The organism is Bacillus sp. PK3-067 (assembly GCF_056738645.1).
The window spans coordinates 3,693,012-3,705,456 of the sequence record NZ_CP096490.1 but is presented as its reverse complement, the minus strand read 5'-3'; the positions used below and the strand labels follow the sequence as shown (position 1 = coordinate 3,705,456).

Here is a 12,445-nt window from a genome sequence, read left to right as displayed (position 1 = left end):
GATATCAAGTGTCTGAAATTTTTCAAGCATATAGCGATACATTTTTTAACAAAAACTAATCGCATTGCTATTTGAATAATAAAGCGATAAAATCCTTCTTAAGAAGTTTTATTAAGAAGGATTTTTTTCTTTGTCTGGTCTTGCTGTGTCAAACTATTGTCACATTTACACTGTGAATAATATGTTAAAATAGTGAGGTTATGTATACATACTTGAAGGAAGAGGGAGTGACCATTTTGGTGGATCAATCAACAAATCAGAAAAGCTATGCTCCTATTGTGATAACGCTTTCTGTAATTGTAAATGCGATTATTTTATTTTTGTTCTTTGGACCTGTTGGCTATGAAGGAGAAGTACATTTTGATGTAACGATTTTACCAATGTTAAACGCGATTTTTAATAGCTTTACGTTCGTATTTTTATTAGCAGCGTTATTCTCTATTATTAAAAAGAATGTGAAAATGCATCGTGGTTTTATCCTTGCAGCATTTACGACAACTTTACTATTTTGTGTGTCGTATTTATCGTATCATTACTTAGCACCGGCAACACATTTTGGCGGAGAAGGATTCATTAAATATGTGTATTTCATCATTTTAATTACACATATTATCCTAGCAGCAATTATCGTACCACTTGCATTGTTTGCGCTTGTATTTGGTTTTACAAATCAATTAACACGTCACCGTAAAATTGTACGTTGGACGATGCCGATTTGGTTATATGTAAGTTTATCTGGTGTTATTGTTTACTTAATGATCTCACCTTATTACCAATAAAAAAATCTCAGCCTGTAGGCTGGGATTTTTTTATTAGGCAAATATTTTTGTGAAATGAAAAAAATATGGTATACAAAAGTATAGTTGCTTTTCATATAGAAGGGATGGTAAAGAAATATGCAAAATTTTGTATTTCGTAATCCAACGAAACTTATTTTCGGTAAAGGTCAATTAGAACAGTTAAAAACTGAAATTCCACAGTTCGGTAAAAAAGTTCTTCTCGTATACGGGGGAGGCAGCATTAAAAGAAACGGTATTTATGATAATGTAATTTCTATTTTAAAGGATATTAATGCAGAAGTATTTGAATTAACAGGTGTTGAACCGAATCCACGTGTATCAACTGTAAAGAAAGGGATTCAAATTTGTAAAGAGAATGGTGTTGAATTTATTTTAGCAGTTGGTGGAGGAAGTGTAATCGACTGTACGAAGGCAATTGCAGCTGGTAGTAAGTACGATGGAGATGTATGGGATATTGTAACGAAAAAAACATTTGCTAATGAGGCATTACCATTTGGTACTGTACTTACTCTTGCAGCAACAGGATCTGAAATGAATGCAGGCTCGGTAATTACAAACTGGGAAACGAATGAAAAGTATGGATGGGGTAGCCCGGTTACTTTCCCGCAGTTTTCGATTTTAGATCCAGTTCATACTACTTCTGTACCGAAAGATCAAACAATTTACGGTATGGTAGATATTATGTCGCACGTATTAGAACAATATTTCCATCATGGAACGAATACAGAACTACAAGATCGTTATTGTGAAGCTGTTTTAAAAACAGTAATTGAGACAGCTCCTAAGCTTTTAAGTGATTTAGAAAATTATGAGCATAGAGAAACTATTTTATATTGTGGTACTATGGCGTTAAACGGCATTTTAGCAATGGGAGTAAAAGGAGATTGGGCGACTCATAATATTGAGCATGCAGTTTCTGCTGTTCATGATATACCACACGGGGGTGGCCTTGCGATTTTATTCCCGAACTGGATGAAGCATGTTGTAGAGGGAAATGTAAGTCGTTTTAAACAGTTTGCTATTCGAGTATTCAATGTAGAAACAGATGGAAAGACTGATCGAGAAATTGCGTTAGAAGGAATTCAGGCGTTACGTCAATTTTGGACTTCAATTGAGGCGCCAGTAACATTATCTGATTACGCTATTGGAGAAAATGAAATTGATTTAATGGCGGATAAAGCGATGGCGTATGGTGAATTTGGTAACTTTAAAAAATTAAATAAAGATGATGTTTTAAGTATATATAAAGCTTCTTTATAAGTGAATTTAGAAAAGAAATCTATTTGATTGTTTGATCGAATAGGTTTCTTTTTTTGCTGTTTATAAATGTTTGTGGATGTTTTTGGTTATTTTTGATTGTTTATGGTTGATTTTTGTGACCGTTTTCATTATACTGTAATCAAAGAAGAGGTGAATAAAATGTTAACTCCTGAACGTCATCAAATGATATTGCAACTTGTAAAAGAACAGAAAGTTGTAAAATTACAGCAATTAGTTGAAAGAACAGAAAGCTCTGAGTCGACAATTCGCCGTGATTTAGCACAATTGGAAAAGCAAAGGTTATTAAAAAGAGTTCATGGTGGTGCCGCTGTTTTAACAGGAAAAGGGCAAGAACCAACGATGGTCGAAAAATCATCCAAAAACATTCAAATAAAACAACAAATTGCTAAGTATGCGGCTAGCGTTATTGAACAAGGTGATTGTATTTATTTAGATGCAGGAAGTACAACATTTGAAATGATTCCATTTTTAATAAATAAAGATGTTACTGTCGTTACGAATGGACTTATGCATATTGAAGCTTTAGTAGAAAATAATATTCGTGCGTATTTACTAGGCGGAATGATGAAGAGTAGGACGAAAGCTTTAATCGGTGCTATGGCACAGGAAAGTATGCAGAAGTATCGTTTTGATAAATGTTTTTTAGGTGCAAATGGTGTACATGAACAGCTTGGCTTTACAACGCCAGATCCAGAAGAAGCGCTCTTAAAACAAATGGCATTAACATTAGCAAACGAAGGATATTTCTTAATTGATGAAAGTAAGTTTTCAGAAGTTGCGTTTGCGAAAATTGCAAATGTTGAAGATGCAAATATTATTACAAACCATTTAGAAATTGATTTAGAAAAATATAAACAACAAACCAATGTAATTGAGGCTGATAAACAATGATCTATACAGTTACTTTAAACCCATCTATTGATTATGTAGTGCAAGTTTCTTCCTTTGATTTAGGAACAATAAATCGAGCGGAAAAAGATATGAAGTTTCCTGGAGGAAAAGGAATTAATGTTTCTCGTGTTCTTCAGCGTTTAGGTGTTAAAAATATAGCACTTGGATTTACTGGTGGATTTACTGGTCAATTTATTAAAGAGGTATTACAGACGGAAGGTGTAACAACAAACTTCGTCCAAGTAGATGAAGATACTCGCATTAATGTGAAAATAAAAGGGGAAGAAGAAACAGAATTAAATGGCCAAGGTCCTATTGTAACAAAAGAGCAGTTCGAACAGTTAATGAAAAAAATTGAGAGTATGCAACCTGGAGATTGTGTTGTACTTGCTGGGAGTGTACCAGTTTCTATTCCAAGTACCTTTTACGAATCAATTGCTGCGTTTGGAGCTGAAAAAGGTATTCGTGTAGTAGTAGATGCAAGTGGAAGTGCACTGCAACATGTAATTAAAAATAAGCCATTTTTAATTAAGCCAAACCACCATGAACTTGGTGAGTTGTTTGGAGTGGAGCTTTCAACAGTAGAGGACGTTTTACCTTATGGAAGAAAATTAATTGAACAAGGTGTAAAACACGTTATCGTATCGATGGCTGGAGAGGGAGCTTTATTATTTACGGCAGAAGGTATATATGAAGCGACTGTTCCAAAAGGTGTTGTAATTAATTCAGTTGGGGCCGGGGATTCTCTTGTTGCAGGGTTTGTAGGCAAATATGAACAGACAAAAGATATTGAAAAGGCATTTCAATACGGCGTTGCAACAGGGAGTGCAACAGCATTTTCAGCTGATTTATGTAAGAAGGAAAAAGTAGAAGAATTATTGTCGCAAGTAATTGTAGCTAAGCGATAGGGGGAAGCAACATATGAAAATTACAGAACTATTAAAAAGGGATACAGTCATTATGGATTTGACAGCTTCAAATAAAGAAGCTGTCATAGATGAATTAGTTGAGAAATTAAACGGGGCAAATCGTTTAAATAGTAAAACGGAATTTAAAGAAGCTATTTTAAAGCGGGAGGCCCAAAGTACGACTGGAATAGGGGAAGGTATTGCAATACCTCATGCGAAGACAAAGGCTGTTAAACAACCATCGATTTGTTTTGGTAGAAGTGTAAGCGGTATCAATTATGAGTCGCTTGACGGACAGCCAGCACACTTATTCTTTATGATTGCTGCAAGTGAAGGAGCGAATAATACTCATTTAGAAACGTTGTCTCGTTTATCGACATTATTAATGGATGAAGGATTTCGCAAGCAACTATTAGAAGCAAAGGATGAAAGTGAGCTTCTTCAACTATTTGATGAAAAAGAGAATGAAAAAGAAGAAGAGATTGAAGTCGCAAAACCAGAAGGAAATGAACCGTACGTACTTGCTGTTACAGCTTGTCCAACTGGAATCGCTCACACATATATGGCAGCGGATAGCTTAAAAGCAAAAGCGACAGAGTTAGGAATAGCGATTAAAGTTGAAACAAACGGATCAACAGGTATTAAAAACGGTTTAACGAAAGAGGATATTGAACGTGCAACAGCTATTATTGTTGCGGCGGATAAACAAGTAGAAATGAATCGTTTTGCTGGTAAACATGTCATTCAAGTGCCAGTTGCTGATGGGATTCGAAAAACGGAAAATCTGCTTAAGCGAGCTGTCAAACAAGATGCACCAATCTTTAAAGGTGTAAAAGAGGACGGGAAATCAGAAAGTATTGAGGGAGAAAAAGGATTAGGAATTTATAAGCATTTAATGAGCGGTGTAAGTAATATGCTTCCATTCGTTGTTGGTGGCGGGATTTTAATAGCGCTAGCGTTTTCGTTTGGTGGTATAAAGGCGGAAGGTCCTTTAGCTGAATTGTTCATGTCAATTGGTGGAGGAAAAACAGGTGCGTTTTTATTCCTTGTACCAATTTTAGCTGGATTTATTGCAAGTTCTATTGCTGATCGTCCTGGTTTTATGCCTGGTGTTGTAGGTGGATTTTTAGCGGCGAATGCGAATGCTGGATTTTTAGGTGGATTAATTGCTGGTTTCTTAGCTGGATATGTTGTTTTAGGGTTGAAAAGATTATTTTCAGGACTACCAGTACAATTAGAAGGAATTAAACCTGTATTGTTATATCCAGTCTTTGGATTATTGATTACAGGAGTTGTAATGCAAAAAGTAGTAATTCCGCCTGTAGTAGCATTAAATGAAATGTTGACAGGGTGGTTAAATGGTTTAAACGGTACGAATGCTATATTACTAGGTCTTATTTTAGGTGGTATGATGGCAATTGATATGGGGGGGCCAATTAATAAAGCGGCATTTACGTTTGGTATTGCTGCAATAGAAGCGCAGAATTTTGGAGTGCACTCAGCAGTTATGGCTGGTGGGATGGTACCACCACTTGCGATTGCATTCGCAACTACATTCTTTAAATCAAAGTTTACAGAAGCGGAACGTAAATCTGGTTTAACAAATTATATTATGGGAGCGTCGTTCATTACAGAAGGTGCGATTCCGTTTGCAGCTGCAGATCCGGTTCGAGTAATCGTAAGTTGTGTTGTTGGTTCAAGTATTGCAGGTGCGTTATCTATGTTATTCCAAATTACATTACCGGCACCGCATGGTGGATTATTTGTAATAGCGTTAGTAAATAAACCGTTACTATATATTTTCTCTATATTAATTGGAACAATTGTCTCGGCTGTTATGCTAGGTGTTTGGAAAAAGAAAGTTCAATAACAAATAAAAAGAGAGCAGTTTTTAGTAGCTGCTCTCTTTTTATTACAAAAAAATAGGTTAACAATTGAATATTGATGTTTTTTGGTAAAATATGTAACGAATTGTGAATTTTTTGTAACAAAAAAGTAACACTGTAATTTTTTCTGGGAAAAAGTTCTTGTGCTCGTATATGAAAAATATATGAAAACCACTGAAGATTGTATTAGAAATGCATTTTATTAATATGGAAATTTATGTTACAACTCGTTAATCGTATATTACGAATGCTTTGTAATTGTGTGATTTCTAAAAATTCTAAAAATCTGTTGCTATAATGAAAATACGAAAACAAAGCAAATGGAGGCTATTCATGAAAAAATTATTAGGTATAGCAACAGCAGCAGTTTTTGGTCTTGGGATTTTTGTGGGTTCTGCTAAAGCGGAAACAATTGTAACAACAGACGTATTAAATGTTAGAGAAAACCCAAATGTAGAGTCAAAGCTTGTAGGTAAAGTGTTCAGTGGGAATACACTAGATGTTATAAATACAGAAAATGGATGGACAAAAATTAAGTTGAACGGTAAGGAAGCGTTTGTAAGTGCCGATTTTACAAAGAGCACATATTATGTAACGGCGGGCGTATTAAATGTTCGTGCTGGAGCGAATACTGATTCTGAAATTTTGGGTAAACTTAATAAAAATGATGTGATTGAAACGACGAATCAAGTTCAAAATGAATGGTTACAATTCGACTACAATGGAAAAGTTGGATATGTTCACGTGCCATTTTTAACAGGAACAGCACCTGTAATCGAAAAGAAAGAGGTTGTAGCTCAAGAAGAAGCGCCAGCTAGAACAAATACGCCAGTTAAAAATAATACAGTAGTTAAGAATAAAGAGTCTGTTAAGAGTAATGATTCTATTAAGAATGTAGAATCAAGTAAACCTGTGGTAAAAGAAAAACCGGCTGCAAAACCAGTTGCAAAATCTACTGAAACAAGTGCGCCTACTGGTGGTCGTGAAATTACAGTAGAAGCGACGGCATATACAGCAGATCCGAGTGAGAATGGTTCGTATGGTGGTCGTGTATTAACTGCAATGGGGCATGATTTAACAGCAAATCCAAATATGAAAGTAATTGCTGTTGATCCGAAAGTAATTCCGCTTGGATCAAAAGTATGGGTAGAAGGATATGGAGAAGCGATTGCTGGAGACACCGGTGGTGCGATTAAAGGAAATCGTATTGATGTATTAGTCGGTTCAGATGGTAGTGCTAATAGCTGGGGGCGCAAATCTGTAAAAGTGAAAGTTATACAATAGGTTATCGATATTAATATAAAAAGCGGTTGCTTGAAACTATGTAAGCAGCCGCTTTTTATGGATTATTGAAATGGATAAATAGTTTTACCTGTAATAATTTTATATGCACTGCAAAATTGCGTTTGTATATATTCTGTATTTTTATTTTCTGGATGTAATGTTGTTTCATGGAGAGTAGAATGAAAAGCCCGTAGTAAACAATTTAGGGCGAAGTATAATTCCTCTTGTGAACAATTTTGTTCTTTTGTAGAAGTGGCTAAAATGAGGTCTTTTGTCAAAGATGAAAAATTGATGGTGGATTGTTTCATAGTTAACTCATCCTCTCGAAACTATTTTTATCATGTATATGCAGAATTGGACAAACTATGTTCTTTTTTCTGTATAATTTCATGTACCGAAATGAAAGAACTTGCAATCATGCCGTTAAAATTGGTAAGATTGGGTATAATCAATAGATGGAGTATATTACATAAAGAGAGTTGAATGATATGGGAGAAGTGCAACGTGAAAAAGTTGCTGTCATCATTGGACCAACTGCTGTTGGAAAGACGAAGTTAAGTATCGATCTTGCCAAAGCGTTGAACGGTGAAATTATTAGTGGTGATTCCATGCAGATCTATCGAACGATGGATATTGGAACCGCAAAGGTAACAAAAGCAGAGATGGACGGAATTCCACATTATATGATCGATATAAAAAATCCGGAAGATTCATTTTCTGTCGCGGAATTTCAAGAACGTGTTCGCAAGCATATTCGAGAAATTACAGAACGTGGTAAATTACCAATTATAGTTGGTGGGACCGGTCTTTATATACAATCTGTTTTATTCGATTATCAGTTTACAGATGATGCTGGTGATGTGATATACCGAGAGCAAATGGAAAAGTTAGCTTTAGAACGCGGTGTGGAATATGTACATAAAAAATTGCAAGAAGTAGATCCAGAAAGTGCGGAGCGTATTCATGCAAATAATGTACGACGTGTCATTCGGGCGTTAGAAATTTTCCACACGACGGGTGAAAAAATGAGTGAACAAATTGAGAAACAAGAAAAAGAGTTACTCTATGATGTTTCATTAATTGGCTTGACAATGGATCGAGAAATGCTATACGATCGCATTAACTTACGAGTGGATTTGATGATGGAACAAGGCCTATTAGAGGAAGTAGAAGGGCTGTATAATAGAGGGATACGAGATTGTCAATCTATTCAAGCGATTGGATATAAAGAAATCTATGATTATTTTGAGAATCGAGCCTCTTTAGAAGATGCGGTGTCACAATTAAAGACGAATTCGCGTCGTTATGCAAAACGTCAATTAACGTGGTTCCGTAATAAAATGGATGTCACGTGGTTTGATGTTACAGACGGTGAAAAAACGTCAGAAATTTTACGATACATAGAAGGAAAGTTACAAGTAAAGTCGAATAATAGTAAGTAGAGAAAAAGAGGAGGATTCGACATGAAGCAATCAATCAATATTCAAGATCAGTTTTTAAATCAACTCCGTAAAGAAAATACGTTTGTTACGCTGTACTTATTAAATGGTTTCCAGCTTCGTGGACTAATTAAAGGATTTGATAATTTTACAGTCCTGCTGGAAACAGAAGGTAAGCAACAGCTTATTTATAAACATGCAATTTCTACATTTGTACCACAAAAAAATGTTTCAATTGAATTAGAATAGTAATGAATTATTGTACATAACAAAAAAGAGCGAGTTTCCTCGCTCTTTTTTTATTTGTCATAAACAATATATAGTGAAATTTAAGCGATTCTAAATACAGTAAGGCGGATGTTAGTATTTCCTGTCGCAGGGATCGTAATCTCATTAAGAGTAGATTGGACAGAGATTCTTGCACCAGCTGCTAATGTTTCTATTGTAGTAAATGAAAGTGAGTCGCCTATTAAATTTGAAGAGAAATTATCAGTTGCGACTGCTCCATTAATTGAAATTCCTACTCCGAGTGGAGCGCATCCTGGCGCAGTTGTAGAAATGGATACGCTAATTACATAAATACCACCGTTAATAACAGTAACTGTATCTGTGCCGTTGAAGATAATATTGTTTACGTTAATTGCAGTACTAAAAATAAAGTTATTAAATTGCAGTACTGTTTGCTGAATATTGTTTGTTACAACAATTGTTGCTATAGGGAAGCTAGGTCCAGTTGGCCCAGTAGGTCCAGTAACTCCTATGCCAGTAGCGCCGGTAGCACCCGTTGGTCCTTGAATGCCTTGAGGCCCGGTAGAGCCTGTGTTACCTTGAACACCTTGAGGTCCAGTGGCACCGGTAACGCCAGTAGCACCCGTGTTACCTTGAACACCCTGAGGTCCAGTAGCGCCGGTAGCACCTGTGTTACCTTGAACACCCTGAGGTCCAGTAGCACCAGTAGCACCTGTGTTACCTTGAACACCTTGAGGTCCAGTAGCACCAGTAGCACCTGTGTTACCTTGAGGTCCAGTGGCACCGGTAACGCCAGTAGCACCCGTGTTACCTTGAACACCCTGAGGTCCAGTAGCGCCGGTAGCACCCGTGTTACCTTGAGGTCCAGTAGCGCCGGTAGCACCTGTGTTACCTTGAACACCTTGAGGTCCAGTAGCACCAGTAGCGCCGGTAGCACCTGTGTTACCTTGAACACCTTGAGGTCCAGTAGCACCGGTAGCACCTGTGTTACCTTGAGGTCCAGTAGGTCCAGGAGGCCCGCCAGAAGGTCCAGTAGGTCCGGTAACTCCTATACCAGTAGCGCCGGTAGCACCGGTAGCACCCGTGTTACCTTGAGGTCCAGTAGCGCCGGTAGCACCTGTGTTACCTTGAACACCTTGAGGTCCAGTAGCGCCGGTAGCACCTGTGTTACCTTGAACACCTTGAGGTCCAGTAGCGCCGGTAGCACCTGTGTTACCTTGAACACCTTGAGGTCCAGTAGCACCAGTAGCGCCGGTAGCACCTGTGTTACCTTGAACACCTTGAGGTCCAGTAGCGCCGGTAGCACCTGTGTTACCTTGAACACCTTGAGGTCCAGTAGCACCAGTAGCGCCGGTAGCACCTGTGTTACCTTGAACACCTTGAGGTCCAGTAGCGCCGGTAGCACCTGTGTTACCTTGAACACCTTGAGGTCCAGTAGCACCAGTAGCGCCGGTAGCACCTGTGTTACCTTGAACACCTTGAGGTCCAGTAGCACCAGTAGCGCCGGTAGCACCTGTGTTACCTTGAACACCTTGAGGTCCAGTAGCACCGGTAGCACCTGTGTTACCTTGAGGTCCAGTAGGTCCAGGAGGCCCGCCAGAAGGTCCAGTAGGTCCGGTAACTCCTATACCAGTAGCGCCGGTAGCACCGGTAGCACCCGTGTTACCTTGAGGTCCAGTAGCGCCGGTAGCACCTGTGTTACCTTGAACACCTTGAGGTCCAGTAGCGCCGGTAGCACCTGTGTTACCTTGAACACCTTGAGGTCCAGTAGCGCCGGTAGCACCTGTGTTACCTTGAACACCTTGAGGTCCAGTAGCGCCGGTAGCACCTGTGTTACCTTGAACACCTTGAGGTCCAGTAGCGCCGGTAGCACCTGTGTTACCTTGAACACCTTGAGGTCCAGTAGCACCAGTAGCGCCGGTAGCACCTGTGTTACCTTGAACACCTTGAGGTCCAGTAGCGCCGGTAGCACCTGTGTTACCTTGAACACCTTGAGGTCCAGTAGCACCGGTAGCACCTGTGTTACCTTGAACGCCTTGAGGTCCAGTAGCGCCGGTAGCACCTGTGTTACCTTGAACACCTTGAGGTCCAGTAGCGCCGGTAGCACCTGTGTTACCTTGAACACCTTGAGGTCCAGTAGCGCCGGTAGCACCTGTGTTACCTTGAACACCTTGAGGTCCAGTAGCGCCGGTAGCACCTGTGTTACCTTGAACACCTTGAGGTCCAGTAGCACCAGTAGCGCCGGTAGCACCTGTGTTACCTTGAACACCTTGAGGTCCAGTAGCGCCGGTAGCACCTGTGTTACCTTGAACACCTTGAGGTCCAGTAGCGCCGGTAGCACCTGTGTTACCTTGAACACCTTGAGGTCCAGTAGCGCCGGTAGCACCTGTGTTACCTTGAACACCTTGAGGTCCAGTAGCACCAGTAGCGCCGGTAGCACCTGTGTTACCTTGAACACCTTGAGGTCCAGTAGCGCCGGTAGCACCTGTGTTACCTTGAACACCTTGAGGTCCAGTAGCACCAGTAGCGCCGGTAGCACCTGTGTTACCTTGAACACCTTGAGGTCCAGTAGCACCGGTAGCACCTGTGTTACCTTGAGGTCCAGTAGGTCCAGGAGGCCCGCCAGAAGGTCCAGTAGGTCCGGTAACTCCTATACCAGTAGCGCCGGTAGCACCGGTAGCACCCGTGTTACCTTGAGGTCCAGTAGCGCCGGTAGCACCGGTAGCACCCGTGTTACCTTGAGGTCCAGTAGCACCAGTAGCGCCGGTAGCACCTGTGTTACCTTGAACACCTTGAGGTCCAGTAGCACCAGTAGCGCCCGTGTTACCTCGAGGTCCAGTGGCACCAGTAGCACCTGTGTTACCTTGAGGTCCAGTAGCGCCAGTAGCACCCGTGTTACCTCGAGGCCCAGTAGCGCCCGTGTTACCTTGAGGTCCAGTAGCGCCTGTGTTACCTCGAGGTCCAGTGGCACCGGTAGGTCCAGTAGCGCCTGTGTTACCTCGGGGCCCAGTGGCACCGGTAGGTCCAGTAGCGCCCGTGTTACCTCGAGGCCCAGTGGCACCAGTAGCGCCCGTGTTACCTCGAGGCCCAGTGGCACCAGTAGCGCCTGCTGGTCCAGTAGGTCCGGTAGGTCCTTGAATGAACGAAGCAGAATTAACTAGAGCAGTTTGTAATGCTGCTATTAATTTAAGGAGCTCTTGAAGTGTGCAAGGGTCAATTCGGAATAATTTTGTAATGTATAGTAAATAGTTAATGAGATTTTGAAGCTCAATAAATACAGCGCTTGCTACAAAGGTTGGATTTCTTAATATAGTTATTAAGTTTTTAATAATAGCTAACCCTTGTGCTTTCAGGGAGGAAGTAGCGTCTAGTGAACAAATAAATTTACTCAGTAGGTTCAATGTATCGATTAGATCTTCAATATTTTGGGGAGATGGATTTGCGAAAAGTTTTGGGATTATTTTTGTTAAATCAATAATAATCGCACGAAATGTTCTAAGTTGAGCTTTAGTAATTGGGATTGATGGAGTATTTGGAATTCGTCCGGCGCTACTTGGAAAGCATGGTTTGGAGAATTTGTTTTGATTGTCGTTATAACGAGACATTAAATCTCTCCTTTCTCACGAAAATGTGAACGAAACTCATCATAGTAGATGCAGAAATTAGTTAAATGGTCATAATAAAATCGTTTGTTTAAAGAAAAAATA

10 protein-coding genes are annotated in these 12,445 nt (G+C 39.8%); 8 read left to right on the top strand and 2 right to left on the bottom strand.

Features of this window, described 5'->3' with window-relative positions; genetic code table 11:
- Positions 1-236 precede the first annotated feature (236 nt).
- The 6 genes from M1D73_RS18980 (at position 237) to entD (ending at position 7,050) form a co-directional block, all read left to right on the top strand.
- Positions 237-779 carry a DUF420 domain-containing protein gene (locus tag M1D73_RS18980; RefSeq protein ID WP_000228315.1) on the top strand — a complete coding sequence of 181 codons (543 nt, stop codon included), beginning with the start codon at positions 237-239 and terminating at the stop codon, positions 777-779.
- Positions 780-896: 117 nt separating this feature from the next.
- Positions 897-2,060 (top strand): iron-containing alcohol dehydrogenase, encoded by a 1,164-nt coding sequence (locus M1D73_RS18975; protein WP_001179093.1) that lies wholly within the window; start codon positions 897-899, stop codon positions 2,058-2,060.
- A 159-nt stretch (positions 2,061-2,219) separates the two neighbouring features.
- Entirely contained in the window at positions 2,220-2,972 is a 753-nt protein-coding gene (locus tag M1D73_RS18970; RefSeq protein ID WP_000957279.1) for a DeoR/GlpR family DNA-binding transcription regulator, read from the top strand.
- On the top strand, positions 2,969-3,880 hold the full coding sequence (pfkB, locus tag M1D73_RS18965) for a 1-phosphofructokinase (protein ID WP_000640859.1): 912 nt from the start codon (positions 2,969-2,971) through the stop codon (positions 3,878-3,880). The genes M1D73_RS18970 and pfkB overlap by 4 nt, the downstream gene beginning before the upstream one ends.
- 13 nt (positions 3,881-3,893) lie before the next feature.
- Positions 3,894-5,750, top strand: a complete 1,857-nt coding sequence (locus M1D73_RS18960; RefSeq protein WP_000704605.1) for a PTS fructose transporter subunit IIABC — start codon at positions 3,894-3,896, stop codon at positions 5,748-5,750.
- Positions 5,751-6,099: 349 nt separating this feature from the next.
- Positions 6,100-7,050: a cell wall-binding protein EntD gene (gene entD, locus M1D73_RS18955; RefSeq protein ID WP_000734640.1), complete on the top strand. Its 951-nt coding sequence runs from the start codon at positions 6,100-6,102 to the stop codon at positions 7,048-7,050.
- Between the two features lie 62 nt (positions 7,051-7,112).
- Here the strand turns inward: entD and M1D73_RS18950 are convergent, their stop codons facing one another.
- On the bottom strand, positions 7,113-7,358 hold the full coding sequence (locus M1D73_RS18950; RefSeq protein ID WP_000814429.1) for a hypothetical protein: 246 nt from the start codon (positions 7,356-7,358) through the stop codon (positions 7,113-7,115).
- A gap of 180 nt (positions 7,359-7,538) precedes the next feature.
- On the opposite strand from M1D73_RS18950, the gene miaA reads away from it, so the two are divergent.
- Both miaA and hfq read left to right on the top strand, forming a co-directional pair.
- Positions 7,539-8,492 carry a tRNA (adenosine(37)-N6)-dimethylallyltransferase MiaA gene (gene miaA / locus M1D73_RS18945; protein ID WP_000504929.1) on the top strand — a complete coding sequence of 318 codons (954 nt, stop codon included), beginning with the start codon at positions 7,539-7,541 and terminating at the stop codon, positions 8,490-8,492.
- Between the two features lie 21 nt (positions 8,493-8,513).
- Positions 8,514-8,738: an RNA chaperone Hfq gene (gene hfq / locus M1D73_RS18940; protein ID WP_000813896.1), complete on the top strand. Its 225-nt coding sequence runs from the start codon at positions 8,514-8,516 to the stop codon at positions 8,736-8,738.
- A gap of 80 nt (positions 8,739-8,818) precedes the next feature.
- Here the strand turns inward: hfq and M1D73_RS18935 are convergent, their stop codons facing one another.
- Entirely contained in the window at positions 8,819-12,343 is a 3,525-nt protein-coding gene (locus M1D73_RS18935) for a Gly-Xaa-Xaa repeat protein (RefSeq protein WP_481157939.1), read from the bottom strand.
- Positions 12,344-12,445: the final 102 nt, after the last annotated feature.

Coding starts and splice junctions, on each gene's coding strand:
- entD (WP_000734640.1), top strand. CDS start 6,100: ATGAAAAAATTATTAGGTATAGCAACAGCAGCAGTTTTTGGTCTTGGG.
- hfq (WP_000813896.1), top strand. CDS start 8,514: ATGAAGCAATCAATCAATATTCAAGATCAGTTTTTAAATCAACTCCGT.
- M1D73_RS18935 (WP_481157939.1), bottom strand. CDS start 12,343: ATGTCTCGTTATAACGACAATCAAAACAAATTCTCCAAACCATGCTTT.
- pfkB (WP_000640859.1), top strand. CDS start 2,969: ATGATCTATACAGTTACTTTAAACCCATCTATTGATTATGTAGTGCAA.
- miaA (WP_000504929.1), top strand. CDS start 7,539: ATGGGAGAAGTGCAACGTGAAAAAGTTGCTGTCATCATTGGACCAACT.
- M1D73_RS18960 (WP_000704605.1), top strand. CDS start 3,894: ATGAAAATTACAGAACTATTAAAAAGGGATACAGTCATTATGGATTTG.
- M1D73_RS18975 (WP_001179093.1), top strand. CDS start 897: ATGCAAAATTTTGTATTTCGTAATCCAACGAAACTTATTTTCGGTAAA.
- M1D73_RS18970 (WP_000957279.1), top strand. CDS start 2,220: ATGTTAACTCCTGAACGTCATCAAATGATATTGCAACTTGTAAAAGAA.
- M1D73_RS18950 (WP_000814429.1), bottom strand. CDS start 7,358: ATGAAACAATCCACCATCAATTTTTCATCTTTGACAAAAGACCTCATT.